At 38.8% G+C, this 20,437-nt stretch carries 16 protein-coding genes; 4 read left to right on the plus strand and 12 right to left on the minus strand.

Going from position 1 to position 20,437, the window contains the following annotated elements:
• Positions 1-133 precede the first annotated feature (133 nt).
• Positions 134-1,861, minus strand: a complete 1,728-nt coding sequence (acsA, locus tag QYB95_RS09170) for an acetate--CoA ligase (RefSeq protein WP_301138036.1) — start codon at positions 1,859-1,861, stop codon at positions 134-136.
• Between the two features lie 282 nt (positions 1,862-2,143).
• Here acsA and QYB95_RS09175 point away from each other — a divergent pair, with 282 nt between their 5' ends.
• The 3 genes from QYB95_RS09175 to QYB95_RS09185 are packed head-to-tail and all read left to right on the plus strand — an operon-like array spanning position 2,144 to position 4,602.
• Entirely contained in the window at positions 2,144-2,776 is a 633-nt protein-coding gene (locus tag QYB95_RS09175) for a GNAT family N-acetyltransferase (protein WP_301138037.1), read from the plus strand.
• 21 nt (positions 2,777-2,797) lie between these two features.
• Positions 2,798-3,448 (plus strand): acetoin utilization AcuB family protein, encoded by a 651-nt coding sequence (locus QYB95_RS09180; RefSeq protein WP_301138098.1) that lies wholly within the window; start codon positions 2,798-2,800, stop codon positions 3,446-3,448.
• Positions 3,445-4,602, plus strand: coding sequence for an acetoin utilization protein AcuC (locus QYB95_RS09185; protein ID WP_301138038.1), 1,158 nt, complete (start codon positions 3,445-3,447; stop codon positions 4,600-4,602). The genes QYB95_RS09180 and QYB95_RS09185 overlap by 4 nt, the downstream gene beginning before the upstream one ends.
• Positions 4,603-4,641: 39 nt before the next feature.
• Here QYB95_RS09185 and ccpA read toward each other — a convergent pair whose 3' ends face one another.
• The gene (ccpA, locus tag QYB95_RS09190; protein ID WP_301138039.1) at positions 4,642-5,640 is read right to left on the minus strand and encodes a catabolite control protein A; all 999 of its coding nucleotides are present in this window, start codon (positions 5,638-5,640) and stop codon (positions 4,642-4,644) included.
• Positions 5,641-5,821: 181 nt separating this feature from the next.
• Positions 5,822-6,907, minus strand: a complete 1,086-nt coding sequence (locus tag QYB95_RS09195; RefSeq protein ID WP_301138040.1) for a bifunctional 3-deoxy-7-phosphoheptulonate synthase/chorismate mutase — start codon at positions 6,905-6,907, stop codon at positions 5,822-5,824.
• 180 nt (positions 6,908-7,087) lie between these two features.
• Here QYB95_RS09195 and QYB95_RS09200 point away from each other — a divergent pair, with 180 nt between their 5' ends.
• Positions 7,088-9,229 carry a cell division protein FtsA gene (locus tag QYB95_RS09200; RefSeq protein WP_301138099.1) on the plus strand — a complete coding sequence of 714 codons (2,142 nt, stop codon included), beginning with the start codon at positions 7,088-7,090 and terminating at the stop codon, positions 9,227-9,229.
• Between the two features lie 390 nt (positions 9,230-9,619).
• Here QYB95_RS09200 and QYB95_RS09205 read toward each other — a convergent pair whose 3' ends face one another.
• The 9 genes from QYB95_RS09205 to QYB95_RS09245 all read right to left on the minus strand — a co-directional run bounded on the left by QYB95_RS09205 (position 9,620) and on the right by QYB95_RS09245 (position 20,205).
• Entirely contained in the window at positions 9,620-10,078 is a 459-nt protein-coding gene (locus tag QYB95_RS09205; protein ID WP_301138041.1) for a YtxH domain-containing protein, read from the minus strand.
• A gap of 18 nt (positions 10,079-10,096) precedes the next feature.
• Positions 10,097-10,582: a DUF948 domain-containing protein gene (locus tag QYB95_RS09210; protein WP_301138042.1), complete on the minus strand. Its 486-nt coding sequence runs from the start codon at positions 10,580-10,582 to the stop codon at positions 10,097-10,099.
• Positions 10,583-10,673: 91 nt separating this feature from the next.
• A complete protein-coding gene (murC, locus tag QYB95_RS09215; RefSeq protein ID WP_301138043.1) occupies positions 10,674-11,990 on the minus strand; it encodes a UDP-N-acetylmuramate--L-alanine ligase in 1,317 nt (438 codons plus the stop codon).
• A gap of 277 nt (positions 11,991-12,267) precedes the next feature.
• Positions 12,268-15,615 (minus strand): DNA translocase FtsK, encoded by a 3,348-nt coding sequence (locus tag QYB95_RS09220; RefSeq protein ID WP_301138044.1) that lies wholly within the window; start codon positions 15,613-15,615, stop codon positions 12,268-12,270.
• A gap of 352 nt (positions 15,616-15,967) precedes the next feature.
• Complete coding sequence (gene ytpR / locus QYB95_RS09225; protein ID WP_301138045.1) at positions 15,968-16,585, minus strand: YtpR family tRNA-binding protein; 618 nt, start codon at positions 16,583-16,585, stop codon at positions 15,968-15,970.
• 2 nt (positions 16,586-16,587) lie between these two features.
• Complete coding sequence (locus QYB95_RS09230; protein WP_301138046.1) at positions 16,588-17,397, minus strand: DUF1444 domain-containing protein; 810 nt, start codon at positions 17,395-17,397, stop codon at positions 16,588-16,590.
• 159 nt (positions 17,398-17,556) lie between these two features.
• Positions 17,557-18,084 (minus strand): hypothetical protein, encoded by a 528-nt coding sequence (locus QYB95_RS09235; protein ID WP_301138047.1) that lies wholly within the window; start codon positions 18,082-18,084, stop codon positions 17,557-17,559.
• Between the two features lie 450 nt (positions 18,085-18,534).
• Positions 18,535-19,062, minus strand: coding sequence for a DUF84 family protein (locus QYB95_RS09240; RefSeq protein ID WP_345783713.1), 528 nt, complete (start codon positions 19,060-19,062; stop codon positions 18,535-18,537).
• 66 nt (positions 19,063-19,128) lie between these two features.
• Positions 19,129-20,205 (minus strand): M42 family metallopeptidase, encoded by a 1,077-nt coding sequence (locus QYB95_RS09245; protein WP_301138049.1) that lies wholly within the window; start codon positions 20,203-20,205, stop codon positions 19,129-19,131.
• Positions 20,206-20,437: the final 232 nt, after the last annotated feature.

A 20,437-nucleotide genomic window follows, 5' to 3' on the forward strand; every position in this document is an offset into this window, starting at 1 on the left:
TTGTATAAATATTAATCTTTTATTAAATATTTGTTAATAATTACCAAACCATAATTATAGAATAACTTTATTATCACCTAAAAGGACTATACCTCCATCTTTAAGTGATTGCTTTTTTACCGCTCTAAAAAAATTAATCCTCCATTGTTGATAGATCACCTGTTGGCAGTTTTAACTCCCACGCTTTTAGAACCCGGCGCATTATTTTACCGCTTCTAGTTTTCGGAAGCTTATCCTTAAACTCGATCTCACGTGGTGCTGAATGAGCAGCTAGACCTTTTTTAACAAAATTACGAATATCTTCAGCTAACTGATCACTCTCTTCCACACCTTCCCGTAAAGCTATGAACGCTTTAATAATTTCCCCCCGCATTGGATCTGGTTTGCCTATTACGCCTGCTTCAATAACGTCTGGATGCTCAAGCAATTTACTCTCTACCTCAAATGGACCCACACGTTCACCTGCTGTCATGATGACATCATCAATACGCCCCTGGAACCAGAAGTATCCCTCATTATCCATATATGCTGAATCCCCTGTCACGTACCATTCCTCTTTCAGGAAATACGAGTTGAAGCGCTCAGGATTCCCCCAAATCTCGCGCATCATGGACGGCCAGCCCCTCCGAATTGCCAAATTACCCATAGTATATGGCGGCACCTCATTTCCTTCATCATCTACAATGCTTGCGTAAATGCCAGGTACAGGTTTCCCCATCGAACCAGGTTTAATCTCCATGGAAGGATAATTGCAAATTATATGACCACCAGTTTCAGTCATCCACCAAGTATCATGGATTCTATGCCCCAATTCATCCATACCCCACCTTACTACCTCCGGATTTAAAGGTTCGCCTACTGAAAGTATATGACGAAGTGTGGAGAGGTCAAACTGCTCCAGCACGCTTGAACCTGCTCCCATCAACATTCTAAAAGCTGTAGGCGCACTATACCAAACCGTTACACCATACCGCTCTATCGCACTATACCAATTTTCCGGGCTAAAACGTCCACCAACAATCAGGTTTGTTGCCCCGCTTAGCCATGGACCAAAAATACCGTAAGCAGTACCGGTAACCCATCCAGGATCTGCAGTGCACCAGAAAATATCTTGTTCCTGTAAATCCAGAACCCACTGTGCTGTTTGGTAATGCTGAATCATTGCGTTATGAACATGCAAAACACCTTTTGGCGATCCCGTTGAACCGGAAGTATAATGCAGCAGCATTCCATCCTCGCGGTCAACCCACTCTATATCAAAAGTACTTGAAGCTTCTTTCATTTGATTTGTAAAGTCCACAATTTTATCATTCTCTTCAATTTGTTCCCCAACAACGAAGATTTTTTCTAAATGTGGCAGCTTCTCTACTGGCACCCGCTTTAATAGATCCGGAGTCGTAACCAAAGCTTTTGCTTCACTATCCGATAAACGGTCATAAACGGCACCTTCCATAAACGCTTCAAACAAAGGACCGACAATAACCCCCATCTTGATGGCACCCAATAGAGAAAAATACAATTCCGGTGATCGTGGCATAAAGATAAATAAACGGTCACCTTTTTCCAGCGTAGTATGTTTCTTCAACACATTTGCAGCTTTGTTCGAAAAACGTTTCAAATCATTGAAGGTGTAGACTTCTTTTCTTGATCCGTCATCGAAAAATAATGCTGCTTTATTTTTTCGAAAACTTTCGGCATGTCGATCAATGGCTTCATAAGCGGCATTAACCTTCCCCGATGCATGCCAACTAAATGCTGTTTCTGTCTCTTTCCAATCAAAAGATCCAACTTTTTCATCATAATTGGTTAGATTATGATCCCCGCTAACAACAGTTAATCTGTCCGTAATTTTTATCCCCATAAAAATTACCCCTTTCAACTCAATTTCTCCTCAAACTTCACAACTTTAAATATTGCGGAATAAAATTATCCACTACTTGTTGTGACAAGGTGATAATTTTCCAATCTATAATACTAAGTGCAAGTAATATAGATTGGCGCCCTTACATTTTACAATATTCTGAACATTTTGAGTTAAATATTTTCAATTTTATAACAATTACTGTATTTTTAACAAATAACAGCGATTTTATGCAGTATTTATCATATAATTGAATTATCAAATTCATGTGGAGCGAATGAAATGAAACATACTAAAACCTTTTATTCCATAGAAATGGAAACAAGGCATGGACTAGTCACAATCGAAGGTCCGGTGCCTTCACAGCTGCTAGAAGAATATACTTTTCATGAAGATTTAATATCATTTAGACCGTCCAAGCAACAGCAAAAGGCACTGGTTGAGATTGCAAAACTTGAAGAAGGAAGAATTATAATCATCCGCAAGGACGAAACCGTCGTTGGCTATGTTACATATCTGTATCCCGATCCATTGGAGAGGTGGGCCGAGGATCAAATAGAAAATATGATAGAACTCGGTGCAATTGAAGTGATTCCCTCTTACCGTGGTTGTGGGGTAGGAAAGAAATTACTGCTTGTATCTTTTATGGATGATGCCATGGAAGATTACTTGGTCATTACCACTGAATACTATTGGCATTGGGATTTAAAAGGTACGGGGTTAAATGTATGGGACTATCGAAAAATGATGGAGAGATTGATGAAGAATGTCGATTTCGCATATTACGCAACAGATGATCCCGAAATCACATCCCATCCTGCTAATTGCTTAATGGCACGCGTTGGCAAACGGGTAAATAATGATACAATGGAAAGATTTGATCGATTACGCTTTAAAAATCGTTTCATGTACTAATTGAAAGGGGCAAGCAACATGATGATTATTGAAGAGATTATGAATAAAGATGTCCATTCATTGGCACCTTCCGATACAGTAAAAGATGCAATCAAAATTATGAGGGAGAAGAAAATCAGACATTTGCCGATAGTCGATGAAAGAGAAAAGGTAGTCGGGATCATTACCGCGCATGATCTAAAAAACATATTACCATCTTCCGTAAAGGAAGATTCAAACTTCACAACCTATGAAACAACTCTTGAAAAAATCATGGTAAAGAACCCTTTAATCGGACATCCACTTGATTTTATCGAAGAGGTTGCCCTTACACTCTATGAATCTAAAATTAGTTGTCTGCCGATTGTATCTGGCGGCAAATTGGTTGGCATCGTAACAACGACAGATTTGCTTTATACATATATTGAGTTGACTGGAGCGAATAGGCCTTCATCCAAGATTGATATAAGAGTAAAAGATAAGCCTGGGATATTATCGGATATTACCGAAATCTTTAAAAAGCATCATGCCAATGTCCTAAGTGTATTAGTTTATCCAAGTAGCCATCATACAGAAAACAAAATTATAAGTGTCCGGGTTCAAATCATTAATCCGCTGTCCATAATTGAAGACTTGCGCAAAGAAGGCTTTGATGTATTATGGCCAAATCTGCCTGGAGCTGGCGGCCTATGAAAAATGCCGTATTTATTTATTCGCCGGAACAACTTGGATATAAGTTTTCGCAATCTCACCCATTCAATCATAAGCGACTACTTTTAACAATTGATCTACTAAAAGAAATTCATGCACTATCAGAGGAAAATATTGTACCTGCCAGAATTGCGACAGATGAAGAAATAGCACTTGGTCATGATAAAAAATATATCGATATTGTGAAAAAAGCGGGCCATGGCCTATTAACTCCTAAGGAATGCGAAAATTACGGAATTGGTACAGAAGATACACCCATCTTTGACAATATGCATGAAGCAAGTGCATTATTGGTCGGAAGTACATTGCAAGCAGTAGATTACGTTATGCAAGGTAAAAGCCGCCATGCCATAAACCTGGGCGGTGGACTTCATCATGGGTTTTATGGACGTGCATCGGGTTTTTGCATCTATAATGACAGTACGGTTGCAATTCGCTATATGCAAAGAAAATATAATGCAAGAGTTTTGTATATCGATACAGATGCCCATCATGGAGATGGGGTTCAATGGGCTTTTTATGATGATCCTGATGTTTGTACACTTTCCATTCACGAAACCGGTCGCTATTTATTTCCTGGTACGGGGAATGTAACAGAACGCGGCAACGGTCAAGGGTATGGTACGTCATTTAATTTTCCGATTGATGCCTTTACGGAAGATGAGAGTTATCTAGAAATTTATGAACAGGCGGTAAGAGAAGTATTTGAGTATTTTAAGCCGGATGTGGTCATTACACAAAATGGTGCTGACGCACACTACTTTGACCCGCTTACCCATCTTTATGGAACGATGAAAATCTATCGGGAAATACCAAGATTGGCTCATCAATTAGCTCATGAATACTGTGATGGAAAATGGATTGCTGTTGGGGGTGGCGGGTACGATATATGGCGCGTTGTTCCTAGAGCCTGGTCCTTTATCTGGACTGAGATGAATGACCTGCCTTCACCCACTGGTTCCCTCCCAAAAAACTGGTTGGATAAATGGCAGCCTGAATCTCCTGTACCGCTTATTCCAACCTGGGAAGATCCAAATCCTTTATATGAACCAGTTCCACGAAAGATGGAGATTGAAGAAAAAAATGCCCAAATGCTCATGAAAGCACTCCATATGATTCGCAATGAAAAAAGATAGATGAAAAGGCAGCTCCGCTAAAAAACGAGCTGCCCTTTATTATTTAACCGAGTTGCGCATTTCGATCCGGTGAGGAATGATAACTGATTGGTCTTCTATATTTTCTTTATTCATCAGTTTTGTCAGTAACCGCATGGCAACAGCACCTATATCGTATAAAGGCAACACAACACTTGTAAGTTGAGGGCGAACCATACGGGCAAGTTTTGAATTCTCGAAGCTGATGACTTCAATCTCATCCGGAACCTTTTTCCCGTTATCCTGTGCACCATGGATCAGTCCAATTGCTAATTCATCGCTTCCCGCAAAGAATGCAGTTGGCGGCTGCTCAAGTTCACTTAAGCTCTCCCATGCTTCAAGACCACTATCATAAGTATCATCATCAGAAATGATTAACTTTTCATCAATCACGATATTAGCATCCGATAGTGCTTTTTTATAAGCTTCTATTTTAAACTTGGAATTTATTGTATAGGCAAGAGGACCTGTAACAATTGCAATCCGCTTATGTCCATTTGCTATCAACATTTGGACAGCTTCTAAAGAGGCTTGGAAGTAATCAATGTTAACCGAAGGGAATTTGTCCGTCTCATCGACCGAACCGGCAAGTACAATGGGTACAGGCGAATGATCCATCGATTGATGCAGCTTTTCTGTTACTGCATCACTCATCATGACGATTCCATCCACTTGCTTCCCCAACATGGTATCTAATAGATTCAGCTCTTTGTCTTCATTTTGGTCAGAATTCGCCAAAATTATATTATAACGATACATCGTTGCAATATCTTCTATACCACGGGCTGCCTCGGCATATATGTTATTTGATATATCTGGAATAATAACTCCAACAGTAGTAGTTTTTTTACTAGCCAACCCTCGTGCTACCGCATTTGGTCGATACTCTAAGCGTTCTATAACTTCCAGCACTTTTTTTCTTGTAGCAGGTTTTACATTTTGGTTTCCGTTAACTACACGTGACACTGTTGCCATTGATACATTGGCTTCACGTGCAACATCATAAATTGTTACAGTCAAAGGATACGCCTCCTTTTAAGTCAAATTAGTATTTCCATCATACGACAATATCCATTTCTTTTTCAATATAAAGCATATAATCTTTAGAAAGATTAAACATTTGTCATATCATCCACTATAAACAACGAACAAAAAGAAAGCCCAAAAGTATTCAAATCATACTTTTGGACTTAAAAGTTATTTATGCTTTTAACTCATATTGTTTCATGAATTTTTGAATTTCGTTATAGAATGCATCGAACTCCGGGATATCCATTTGTTGCTGCGAATCCGAAAGTGCTACAGATGGATCTGGATGTACTTCTGCCATAACTCCGTCAGCACCAATCGCGATGGCTGCTTTTGCACAAGGCAATAGTAGATCACGACGGCCAGTTGAGTGAGTTACATCGACAAACACAGGTAAATGTGTTTCTTGTTTTAGAATTGGCACAGCAGAAATATCTAAAGTATTACGTGTTGCTTTCTCGTAAGTACGGATACCGCGCTCACATAACATAATATTTTCATTTCCTTTAGACATGATATATTCGGCAGCATGTATGAATTCATCAATTGTAGCTGCTAAACCACGCTTTAAAAGAACCGGTTTGTTTGTCGCACCGACAGCTTTCAATAACTCGAAGTTTTGCATATTGCGTGCACCAATTTGAATAACATCGATATAATCCAATGCTTCTTCAATATGGGCAGGTGTTACGATTTCTGTCACAACTGCCAACCCGTATTCTTTTGAAATTTGTTTTAAAATTTTAAGCCCTTCCAGACCTAACCCCTGGAAGTCATATGGCGATGTACGAGGTTTGTATGCTCCACCACGAATCATTTTTAACCCTTTTGCTTGGATTGAAGCTGCAACAGCTGCAACTTGTTCGTATGACTCTACCGAACATGGGCCAAATACGAATGTTGGGTTGCCTGATCCTACTGTTTCGCCATTTATTTCTACTACTGTATCTTCTGATTTCTTCTTGCGCGATACAAGAAGTTCTTTTTTCTTGTCTGCTTCAAGCTGCTTTAATGCTGTTTTAAATATTTGCTTAAAAATATAATCGACCGTCATTTGGTTTAACGGACCTTTATTATGTTCTTTTAAAAGATTTAACATATGGCGTTCACGAAGAGGATCATATCGGTTAACACCTTGTTTTCCTTTAATTTTGCCAATCTCGTCGACAATCTCTGCTCGTTCATTAATTAAACGTAAGATTTCTATGTTTAATTCGTCTATCTGACCTCGTAATGCTTCTAAATTTTGCTCACTCATTTCTTTTCTCCTCTCCTTTTGTGTATGTTACTCTTTTTTGAAGAACATCAAAATGTATGATACATTTTAAGTTAATAATCATATTATAATCAACAAATTTCAAATTGTCACGCTTTTTTCTTTAGCGATTCAACTCGCTAAAGTGTCTTTGTTGATTTTCCTTGAAAGGAAGCGATTTCACTGAGTTCAAGATTATTTGCATTGGATATTGGTACACGTTCAGTCGTTGGCATTATTCTTGAGGCGCACAACGAGCATTTTCATGTAATTGATATTCTTATAAAAGAACATAAAGAGCGGGCTATGGTAGATGGACAAATACATAATGTTTTATATGTGGCAGACTTAATAAAAGAAATAAAAAGTGAACTTGAACACAAGTATGGACCTTTATCAAAAGTGAGTGTTGCAGCTGCAGGCCGTGCATTAAAAACAGAGCAAGCCAGCAGTACCATCAACATTAAAAATCGTCCCATTTTTACTGAAGAAGACATTGGCCGCCTTGAGCTGCAGGCGGTTCAACTAGCGCAGGCAAAGCTTCTCTCTTCCAAAAAAGATGAAAATATAAGTCACTATTATTGTGTTGGCTACTCCGTACTATTTTATAAGCTCGATGGAGAAGAAATAGGCAGTTTAGTAGACCAGCAAGGTGATGAAGCTACAGTTGAGGTAATTGCGACGTTTTTACCAAGAGTTGTCGTAGAATCTTTGCTAGCTGCATTGAAACGGGCTGAGCTGGAAATGGAAGCATTAACTCTTGAACCAATAGCTGCCATTAACGTGTTGATTCCACCTTCGATGAGACGTTTAAATGTCGCTTTGGTTGATATTGGTGCAGGTACTTCTGATATTGCCATAACCGATAAAGGAACGGTTGTAGCTTATGGAATGGTACCAACTGCCGGGGATGAAGTTACCGAGGCATTAAGCGATCACTATTTGCTGGATTTTCCGGTCGCAGAAGCGGCAAAACGACAATTATCAACTGAAGAAAACGTGGTGATACAGGATATTCTAGGATTCGAGCAAACCTTTCCTAAAGAAGAAGTGATCCAAGCAATTCACCCTTCTGTAGAAGCGCTTGCACAGGCAATTGGCGGTGAAGTACTTAGGTTGAATAATCAAATCCCCCCGAAAGCTGTTATGCTGGTTGGTGGAGGAAGTTTAACACCCAATCTGCCAAGCACATTGAGCAAGATTCTAAAGCTACCGTCAAATCGCGTAGCTGTTCGGGGAATCGACGCAATTCAAAACTTGACGAAGGAAGAGTCAATACCAGCTACTCCAGAACTAGTGACCCCAATTGGAATAGCGATTGCTGCAAGGAAAGCACCTATTCAGTATATGTCAGTAAGCGTAAATGAACAGGTTGTAAGACTATTTGAACTAAAGGAAATGACGGTTGCAGATGCTTTTTTATCAGCGAATTTACGGGCAAATCAACTTTATGGCAAACCTGGCCAAGGAATGGCCATTACAGTAAACAACCAGGATATCTTGATTCCAGGTGGACATGGGCATCCGGCAAGGATACTGGTTAATGGGGAAAATGCTTCTACCAAAACGAAGATAAAAAATGGGGATGTTATTTCCCTCATCGAAGGGCGAAATGGGGACGATGCAATGGCAACCGTTCGGGACATCGTGGACGAAGCACTAATTAAAAATGTAACTGTCCAGGATATGCAGTATACAGTTGAGCCTATCGTTAAAATAAACAATACATTATGTTCGGTTGACCAAGTGCTGAAGGATAGGGACTCACTTCTTGTTGAAACAATTGAAACGGTAGAAGAGTTGCTTCTTCATACCAAACAAGCAGACCTATTACAGAAATTAAATTCATTTTATTTAACGGTGGATGGAAAACCTGTTTTCTTTCCCGAGTATTCCTCAAAGTTACTATTGAACGGTAAACCCTATAAAACTACTTATCCATTTAAGAATGGGGACGCCATAATAATTGAAGATAGTGCAGTTCCTACAATAGAAATGATTGCAAATAAGTTGAACTTGATGCTTGAAGAAAAAATCACCGTTTTCTTTCTGCACGAAGCATTGGAACTAAAAAAGATACGCACCGAAATATTATATAATGGCGAAGCGGTACAAGCCTCTCAAATGGTGTCAAACGGTTCTTCCCTATCCATTGTCGAAAAGGATACCAACCGCTGGATCTACCAGGATATATTCCGTTTCTCTAGCTGGCAGTTGCCGCAAAACTTCAATGGCCAATTTACAATATTGCGGAATGGACAGCCTTCTTCTTTCGATGAAGAAATCTTTGGAGGCGACCAGCTCGAGATTATTCTAACTCAATAAATCTTGGGACATTAGGATAGAGTTTAAAAAGTATTTTTATGAGGCCGCCTAATAGACAATTGGCATTATATTTACACAAAAGTGTCTAATAGATCCCGTCTATTGGACACTTTGGCATTCTACTACTTATATTTGTCCCATAGAACTTATCTATTGGACAATTTCGCATTCTACTTACTCATAGGTGTCCAATAGAGCCCACCTATTGGACAATTTCGCATTCTACTTACAATAGGTGTCCGATAGAACATGCATTTTGAGCTCTTTTCGGGTTCAAGGACACTGCTGATTATTCAGTCTCTCCTACTGCCCTCACCAACCAGGAATTTTTATAAAATCAAAAACCAGGTGAGTAAAACAAATTGTTTTACCTCACCTGGTATCTTTTTGTTAGATAGAAGAAGGTCTTGAAGCTTCTGAAATATCTACACCTTCATAAGTTTCGTTTTCTAATGGTTCTTCCCCTTCGTATGAAACGGTACCATCATCAAATACCGTTGGAACCTTTGAAGATTTAGTTTTTACTTTATCAACAAGCTGAGTTGACTGTTCTTTTAATTGGTTCGAAATTTGTACAGTCTTTTCCTTGGCAGTGGATGATAGCGATACACTCTTATCTTTGATCATCTCGGCCTGGCTTGCTACATCACTACGTAAATCCTTGCCCGTTTTAGGTGCAAGTAATAAACCCGCTGCTGCTCCAACAATTCCCCCTACTAAAGCTCCAATAACAAAATCTTTCATGTTCACCGATTCCTCCTCGTACATTGCATCTGTTCCTGTATAAACCTGAGGTAAATTGGGTAATTCATTTTTTACTTCGTTATAGTTTGGTTTTTCCCCTGCCATATCTAAAACATCCCCTTTTTATGTTCTGCGCTTAAATTTAGAAGATTTCTTAACAATTTCATTCGTAGCTTCTTCTACATCATCTTGATCGATTGTTTTGCGCTGTTTCCATTTATCAGCAATTTCCATAGCCACGTTCCCCCATTGAACAACTTGGGCTATCTTTTCTTCATTTTTGCTGACTTCCGTTGAAATGGATGTAGTGATCTGGTTAATGGATGCATTTAAACCATTTACCGATACCCCAATATTTTTTACGGCATCAACTACTGAATTTAATTTTTCCGATTTCTCCGTAACGTCTTCAGCCAGCGTGTTTGTTTTTGCTAATAGGGAGGTTGTCTCACGAGTAATCCCTTCCATTTGCCCTTCAATTCCAGCAATTGTACCCGCAATACTGTTCAAAGTATTTTTTAATCCGAATAGGGTCATCCCAACACTAATACATAGTACTAAAAAGCCTATTGCTGCAAGTAATGCCGAGATGTATAAAATGATTTCCATAAAATAACCTCCTACGTCTGCTACTTCCTATTATTCGACAAATTCAGAAGCGATTCCTTCCGTTTAGAAAAAACAGCCTAAACTTAGGCGTTTAAGCTGTTTCTTCATTGCTTTTCAATACATTCTCAAATGCAATTTGATACTTATTGACATCTCCTGCACCCATAAACAAGAAAACAGCATCGGTATGTTTTCCCAAAAGGTCAATTTTATCTAATTGAAGGATATTACTATTCGCTATTAAATCCTGTAAGTCTTCAATTGATAATGCTCCTTGTTTTTCACGAGCAGAACCGAAAATATCACATAAATATACTGCATCCGCTTGTGATAAGCTATCAGCAAAATCTTGTAAAAATGCTGCAGTACGGCTGAATGTATGAGGTTGAAAAACAGCTACGATTTGTTGATTAGGATATTTTTGACGTGCTGATTGTATTGTTGCCTTTATTTCAGTTGGATGATGTGCATAATCATCTACAAGAACACTATTCCCAATTTTCGTCTCCGTGAAACGTCTTTTTACACCGCCATAAGTACGCAGGCGCTCTTGAATCAACTGTGCCGGGATTCCTTCATAATGACATAAGGAAATAACAGCTAGGGCATTTAATACAGTATGGTCACCATATAAAGGAATAAAGAACTTATCATAGTATTCATTTCGTACATAAACCTCGAATACTGTGCCTTCCGTTGATTTCTCAATATTTCTTGCTGCAAAATCATTGTTTGCACCAAAGCCATAATACAGCACAGGGACATTTGCCTGGATTTTTTGGAGGTGCTCATCATCACCACATGCAATGATTGCCTTATTCACTTGCAAGGCCAATTCCTGGAACGCCGAATAGACATCCTCTATCCCTGCAAAATAATCAGGATGGTCAAAATCGATATTCAACATAACCGCATAATCTGGGTGATAAGCTAAAAAGTGGCGTCGATACTCACAGGCCTCCATCACAAAGAAGCTAGCATCCTCCTTACCAGAACCGGTGCCATCGCCAATCAAGAAGGATGTTGGCATGAAGCCTGCGATTACGTGGCTCATTAGCCCGGTTGTGGACGTTTTCCCATGTGCACCCGTAATAGCAATCGATGTATAACGGTTGATATAGTCACCCAAAAACTTATGGTAGCGGATTACCTCTACTCCCAGCTCTTTTGCACGTACAATTTCCGGGTGCTCGTCTGGAAATGCATTACCGGCAATAACGGTCATGCCTTCTTTAATATTGTCTGGGCTAAAAGGCAGTATCGTGATATTGCGATCTCTTAGGGGTTTTTCCGTAAAATAATAGGTCTCATAATCAGAACCTTGTACTTCTTCTCCTGAATCAAATAAAATCTGAGCCAATGAGCTCATACCTGAACCTTTTATTCCTGTAAAATGATAAAATGTCATATTTTAAACCTCCCGGGATCCACAGGTCCCTATGAATGAACGTTTGTAGTTGAAGTTAGTTTGTGCCAATTAAACAAAACTTACCCCATTATAGCATTATTTTTACTAAAGAATATTGTAAAATAATTTTATTTATCGATTCATTCACTCATTTATTCGTATTTTTATTTTTTGGTTAAGAAAAAATTATCGCACGCTGCTTTTTCATGCTTCAAAGCGCTTTTTTGGGAACTAATTTACTTTCCTCCTGCAAAAAAATGAGAGGGAATCCCCCTCATTACTCAAACATTGTGCTTAAATCAGAATCTGTAAGATAAACCTCTCTAGGTTTACTTCCTCTTGGCTCTGAAATAAAACCTTGGCTTTCCAGCATATCGATCAATCGTGCGGCACGATTATAACCGATATGATATTTTCTTTGGATTGAAGAAGTGGAAGCAGAACCTTGTTCATGAACAAATCGGCAAACCTCTTCGAATAATTCATCTTGTTCTTCAACCATTTCTGTTTTCTTTAATAGTTCATCTTGCTGGAAGAAATAATCCGGTTCTCCCTGTGCTCTTACATAATCTATAATTTCCTGGATTTCATCATCCGTTACAAATGTACCCTGCAGTCGTATCGGTGCACTCATGCCATTGCCCAAATACAGCATATCCCCTCTACCGAGCAGTCTTTCTGCACCTTGGCTATCTAGTATTGTACGTGAGTCAACTTGCGAAGAGACCGCAAATGCAATACGAGTCGGTATATTGGATTTGATCAGCCCCGTAATGACATCAACGGAAGGGCGTTGTGTTGCCACGATTAAGTGAATTCCGCATGCTCTTGCTTTTTGGGCAATACGGCAAATTGCTTCCTCTACATCCGCTGGGGACATCATCATTAAATCTGCAAGCTCATCAATTACGATTAAGATATAAGGTAATTTATGCCCATGCTCCCCTTTTGAGTCAGCCAATTTATTATAACGCGGTAAGTCACGTACCCCCACATGAGCAAATAATTGATAACGCCTTTCCATCTCTTCTACCGCCCATTTCAAAGCTGCCGTAGCAGCTTTTACATCGGTAATTACCGGGCTGACCAAATGTGGAATATGATTGAATGGTGCCAGTTCAACCATTTTTGGATCGATCAACATTAATTTTAACTCATTAGGATCTGCTTTATATAATAAACTAATTAAAATCGAATTAATACAAACAGATTTTCCTGATCCTGTTGCTCCTGCAATCAAACCATGCGGCATTTTTCTTAAATCTATTGTTACAGGCTTACCCGTTAAATCCAGGCCTAACGCAGCCTCCAGTGGTGAATCGGACTGCAAGAAAGAATCACTGCTTGTAACTTCAGATAATTGCACAGCTCGGGAAATGCGATTAGGAATTTCAATCCCTATTGTACTTTTACCTGGGATCGGGGCTTGAATACGAATATCCTTGGCTGCCAAAGCAAGCTTTAAATCATCCGACAAATTGCGCACTTTGCTAACTTTCGTTCCATGGCCCACTGTAATCTCGAATTGAGTAACGGCTGGTCCCTGTGTAATCGACTCCACTTGTGCCGTTACTTGGAAATAGGATAATGATTCTACTAATACATCGCCCTGCGATTCCAGCCACTCTCGATCCTCTGTCTTCTCTTCAGGGGGTGATAAAAAATCAAAAGAAGGCTTTATATAAATTTTTGGTAATGATTTCACTCCTAGGTTAGTTGCAGCAACCTCTTCAGGCATTTCCGCAACCTTTTCTTGTAAAGGCACAGTTTCCTCTTCTTGAATCGGGAGCGTTTCGTCTTCCCAATCTTTCTCTTCCCGCAACATCGTTGTTTGTTGTTGTTGCGTTGTTACATTATGTTGTACCGCCGTAGCTGCAGCTCCAAACTGTGAAGTGCCGTGACCTTGCTCTATTACTGGCTCTTCTACGGTCTTAGTTATATGCCCATGTATTTCTTTAATATCATCATTATGTTGAAGCATTTGTTTTTGTGCTAGTCTGGCGGCATATTTTTCTTTGTCGGATTTCAGCATCAACACATTAAATGGCAGCTTACTACCTTTAGATTGCTTTTCTGCCGACATATTTTCTTCATTTTCACTAACTGGACTTTTAATTTCAAGTATTTGAGATTCATAGGTCTCTGTTACTCCGAGTGCTTGTCCCTCATTACTCTGATCAATTGTTTCAAACCTATCGTGCCCATGTGCTGTTTGGTTTTCAGTTTCTTCTTCTAGTTCACTATCATTTAAAGCAATTGAAACCAATCTTTGGACTTGAGCACTTTGGATAGGCTCTAGATAAGATTCTTCAGCAGATTCTGTTTCTAGATAAGGGTCAGATGGTTCCTCATCATTAGAGATAACCTGAGAAACTAGTAATTTTTCAATAAAATCTCCTTTGTTAACATAACCCTCTTCTTCTTCAAGGTCTCGTTCTTCAGTGAATGGTTCTGTTTCAATTTCAGCTTCAAGTACTGTCGTATTTTGTTGATTCATCAAATCAAGCTTATTTGAGCTATTTTCACCGATTTGGCCCCATGGCAATCCTTTCTCCCCTTCTGACATTGGAGTTATAGAAGGCTCTGGATCATATACGGTTACGGCAGCTTCTACGCCCGCATGCCCTCGTAAATTCGCATGGACCGGTTGAGGTGCTTCTACATTTTCATGTTTTGCAGTCGCTGTCTCCTCAAATGATTCAGCCAAGATTGGAAAATCTTCTACTTTCTCATATAGTTCATCTGTTAAGACAATTGGTTTTTCTTCCAGCTCATCCTCAATTTCGATAAAATTAGTAGTTGAAGTTTCAATTACAGGCGCTGTATTGTTTAATTTTTGATTATCAATACCGGTAATGGTTTCGACCGAACTTGCAATTTCCTCTTTCACTCTTGCACTTTCTGAAAGCATCAAGTCAATTTTTTCTTCATGCTGCAAGTGAGCAATTTCGGAAATCGTGTGCTTCTCCTCAGCATCGTCTTCACTTACTTTTGAATTTAAACCTACTCGCTCTTGTTTCTTTGACAGCAATTGGTCAATATTACTAGGTTTTTTAAATCCATAAACAGGCGACGGCACTTGGGTTGGAGTGAATTTTCTTTTTGGAATCAGTGGATCGTCTTGTTCATTTATAGTCTTTTTAATTGGCGTCGTCCTTTTAAATTCCTTGTTTGTCGGTTCTGCTTTCTTAACTTTTTCAACACGGCGGATCAAAGTAGATTCCTTGTGATTAAAAACATTGGAATGTCCTTTGATTCGTTGACGTTTTTCTAGTAAATCACGAATTCCCGAAACTTCAACATCATATACTTTGGAAATCGCATTTGGCTGGTAAAAATACTTTGAGTCCCTTTTTGTCTCATCAAATCTATTCGAGAGTTGATTTTGGGATTCTGGATATACTGTTTGAGCATCCCCAGGGGGCAACTCTACTTCGTTATCTGCTATTATTGGAAACTTAAAGCTTTTTCTCTTATTCTGATAGCCTTCATTGATTTGACCATCTTCATGAAAGTTAAGAGATATTTGTTCTTCAAATTCTTCAAATTCTTCATCTTCGTAATATTCTTCTTCATCTATATCATTATCAAATAGTTTATTCATTTGCTTTTTAAACCAGTTCACTGTTTATCACTCTTTTCTATCAACATAGCTATTTTATTATAAAGTAATTATATGTAAGTAGGCACCAATATTTAACCAATAGTTCCAATTTCTTATGGAATCCTGAGCCATCTCACATTTACTATAACCAATTTATTGAAAAACTGGTTTGACAGGTAAATAATATAAATCTACCTTAGTTAGCAAAATCATATCATACTTACATTTCAATAAGATAACAATGTTAAAACATTTCTATAAAAAGAAAAAGAGGAGATTCCACATTAGTGAAATCTCCTCGATTATTGACAAACGTTTTCGGTCCAGGTGTCCTTTTTTAGAAATAGCCCTTAAGTTAAAAATTGAATCTACTTTATAGATTTGATGGAATTTCGAACGGAGACCCGACTTCCGCATCTCCCTCCAACACTAGAATTCCTTTAGCAGAAGGTGCATTCGGAATCGCTAGCTCTCTTGCTGAACAAAGCATTCCGCTTGAAGCTACACCGCGTAGTTCAGAATCCTTGATCACTAAACCGGAAGGCATTACTGCGCCAATTTTTGCTACAACAACTTTTTGTCCTGCCTCAACATTTGGAGCTCCACAAACAATTTGCAATACTTCTTCTCCAACATTCACTTTACAAATGCTAAGTTTATCGGCATTTGGATGTTTTTCCTTTTCTTCCACGTACCCGATTACAAATTTAGGAGAGAAGTCTACATCAAGCGAAATTGTTACATCATTTGCCTTTAAGGCAGATTCAATTTTTTCTACAATCTCTGGTGTTACTTCTACTGTCCCTTGTACTTCCAAGTCGATATATTTACTGGCATTAAAGATATTGAAAGCCTTAACTTCCCCTGTTGCCTGCTCTTTCAGAATGGCGATATCGCCGAACTTTTCTACCTCAGTGTTTACAATTTTCTCGGATGCTAGTTGGACTAATAGTACATCCCCTACAAACGGTTTGTTATAAGCTACGATCATGTTTACTCTTTCTCCTTCTCTACTCTGTTTTTAGCCAATATAAAGATTGGTTCTAATTCGCCTTTTTCGTAGACAAATGATAGCGATGTAATTGGAACAGCACCTACTGAAAAGAAATGCATCGTCATTTGTGCCAATACATCATACCCTACTTCATTGCGTATATCACCAATAATTAACACATCTTGATGGGGAACAGATAGCGTCATATCCCCTTCAATCTTGCTTTCCATTTCTTTGAGGAAAGATTCATTCAAGATCCGGCTCGCATCATATCCATCATTTTCGTTTAAGAAATAGAAGATATTTCCCGCGACTTCATCTCTTTTCGTATTAGTTGGCAGCTTCCTGGCAGAAAAACGTGCCGCCTCCCGGACTTGATTTGCACTCACCTTTAGCTTTTCAAGTATTGACTCATCTATTAAACGATAGGTTGTCCCTAGATCGAGGGCATAATAAATTCGTGTTTCAGCAGTATGATCTGTTGTAAGAAATGGAAAACCTTCATTTGATTGCAATGGGAATGAGGTTGAACGGATAACAGGGTAAACTAAAGAGAGATCATGAAATCCTTCGCTTTGTTCCTTTTCCATGGCAGAAAATGTTTGTTCGATTGTATAAACAACTTCATCAATTGCTTTTTCTTTCATCGTTTGGTATTTGGCCAGTATTTCCGGAAGTGAAATGTCGATGCCTCGGTTCAATGATTTATGGTCAAGACGTAAAGTATCTTTTTCTTTATCAAAATTAAAATCAAATGTATCCAAACCTAAACGGTCCTTGAGTATCTCGACTAGTTCTTTTGATTTCATCTGCTCACATCCTATCCAATTACAAAAATATGTAATTAAGTTTGTTCTATGTTCTTATTATTCAACAAAAATAAACGGCTCACACAAAGTGAACCGTAAAAATTATATATCTTATTGTAACAAAAAATTCTATTTCTAGTCGATTAGTTTGTTCGCCACTTACTCTTTTTCTTCAAGAACTTTGACTGAACGGACAATCGTCATCATATCCACAAGTTTCTGGTCGATATTTTCATCTTCGGAAATTGTGGACATCTTAACCCCACCACTACTAACAATCAGTTCAAATTGTTCCTCATCATAGTCAAGTACTGCACTGAATCCAAATGCACCATCAAATTCTACAGTTTCTTCTTTTATGATCTTTTTTGATGAGTCATTTTTCAACAATTCATATTGTAAGTTACTATCTTCTTTTTCTTGATAATTTACGAAAAGAATATAGCTTTCTTCGCCCTGCGTAATAATTAGATTATTCAGGTCTTCGCTTTCTTTTACATCATAACCAGAAGGAACATATAATTCAATCTTGCCAATTGTTTTATTGGGTTGTTGAGGGTTTTCTTCAAAAACAGTTTGAGCACTTGCCACACCAGTATCAATTTGCTCTTCAACGGTTTTACCACAGCCTGTTAATGTGAATAATAAAGCACAACAAGCAGAGGCAAGCAACCATTTACGTTTCATATGTAGTCCCCACTTTCTATTCAACTATTTATTGTAAATGATAAATAGGCATCGATGCAACCTCATTATGTATAGTAAAATTTCGGACTTACTAATAAAGCTTCTTAATTAAGTGTTATTTAGGTGGGCGGTCTAGCACACAAGCCGCGAAAGCCACCTTGTAGTGTCTCTACGACTAGTCAATGGGGCCAACACGAAGTTGGTCATGGTGACAATGGCACGACGCCCGCGCCTTTGTCAACGGCTTTTGTGGAGGCCCGCCCACAAAGTATCTTCTCCTAAGGTTTCCGAATATGGTAGGCAGCTTACATAGTAGGCCGCGGTCTCTTGACAAAATAATTTTCTTGAGACATACACAAATATTAATTATGGTACCAATAAATTGGAAAGAGGTAAGTCATTTAAAGTGCTATACCTTTATCTATTTATGCCTTTTAGAAAATTAAGCTTCTACTTTCTGTGCATGAACAGATATTGGCCAATAATCAATTTTACAATATGTTCGAACATTTCTGTCCTGTCAACAAGACCTGCTGTAAATACACCCACAGCACCGGCTCCCAAACGTGTATCCTGCTGCTTTGTGTATGCATCCATCACTGGCCCCAATTCCTTTCCGGCACGTAATTCATTGGCAATTTCTTCTGGCAATAAGAATTGTGCACCTGCCGCTGAAATCACCGTACCATCCTTTAATGCTGCTGCTCCCCAATTCGTACAATACATTTCATTGCCAATCTCGTGCACTCCACCTTCAAGTCCGAAATTCAAGTCTGCCTTAACCTCTTCCAATGTATTGATTGCACGATTGATGGCCCCTTGTCTCGTTTCTTCGTTTGAAAAAGGCTGTTCCGAGACATTGGATGCTGCAGCTACTTGTATATATTCAACATCTTGTAGGTATTGATCGACTATATGTTGAATTGCTGCAACTTTAGCTCTATTTTTTGTACCGATTCCTACTATCAATTTTGCCATCTCCTATCTTGGACGTACTTACCAAGAAAAAAGATGCCACAATCGGCATCTTTCCTAGTGGTAATTTTATCCATTGCTTATGATTGTATCAACAGTGCTTCTATCAAGCGTTCTCACAAGCTTTACAAGCAATTCCTTCGCTGCTGCGTAATCATCCACATGAATAATCGAAGCTGAAGTATGAATATAGCGTGAGCAGATACCGATTACTGTACTTGGAATCCCTTCATTTGCGATATGCACTTTTCCAGCATCGGTTCCCCCTTGGGAAACAAAGTATTGGTACGGGATACTATTTGTTTCAGCCGTATCTAGTACAAATTCACGTAAACCTCGGTGAGTAACCATAGTTGGATCGTAAATACGAAGAAGAGTACCTTTTCCTAATTGACCGAATTGCGTTTTGTCACCAGTTGTATCATTAGCTGCCGAAGCATCCAGCGCAAAGAAGATATCTGGTTTGATCATGTTAGCCGACACTTGGGCACCGCGCAAACCAACCTCTTCCATGACGTTGGCGCCGGAGAAGAGATGATTATTCACCTTTTCTTCCTTTAATTCTTTTAATAATTCAATTGCTAATCCGCACCCATATCGATTGTCCCAAGCTTTCGCCATAATCTTTTTGGGATCTGCCATCGGTGTAAATGGGCAGACCGGGATGATTGATTGACCAGGTCTGATCCCCATTTCTAATGCCTGCTGTTTACTATCCGCCCCAACATCAATTAGCATGTCCTTAATTTCCATAGCACCCTTATTATCTGTTCCTCTTAGTAAATGTGGAGGAATGGAAGCAATGACACCAGGGATTTCTTTTTCTTTGGCATAGACGGTTACTCTTTGGGCTTGTAAAACTTGGTTTGACCAACCACCAAGTGTTTGGAATTGAATCATCCCATTTTCAGTAATGTTTTTGACCATGAACGAAACTTCATCCATATGGCCGGCAACTAAAATCTTGGGTGCATTCGCATCTTCTGCTTTTCTTACACCAAAAATCCCGCCCAGATTATCCTGGATGATTTCATCGGAGTATTTTTCCAGCTCAGTCCGCATAAATTTGCGAACTGCATGTTCGTTACCTGGTGCGCCTGGTAATTCAGTCAATGTTTTGAATAATTGCAATGTTTCAGTATTCATACAGAACACTCCCTATTTATTTAGATACCTAATTATTTTAACATATATATTTCGATTTACGAATTGAAAATGAGGAAAAATTTACATAACCAACCCTTAATAATTTCTGCTTAAAGCATGTTCCAATAATACGCTTCTATCCATTTAATATTTTTGAACTTGTGCTTTTTCCTAGTACTAGTACAAGACTTCTATACTAAATAATGTTAAAATGAAGAATAGCTCAAAGGAG

The organism is Ureibacillus aquaedulcis (genome assembly GCF_030418165.1).
In the GTDB taxonomy this organism is placed as follows: domain Bacteria; phylum Bacillota; class Bacilli; order Bacillales_A; family Planococcaceae; genus Ureibacillus; species Ureibacillus aquaedulcis.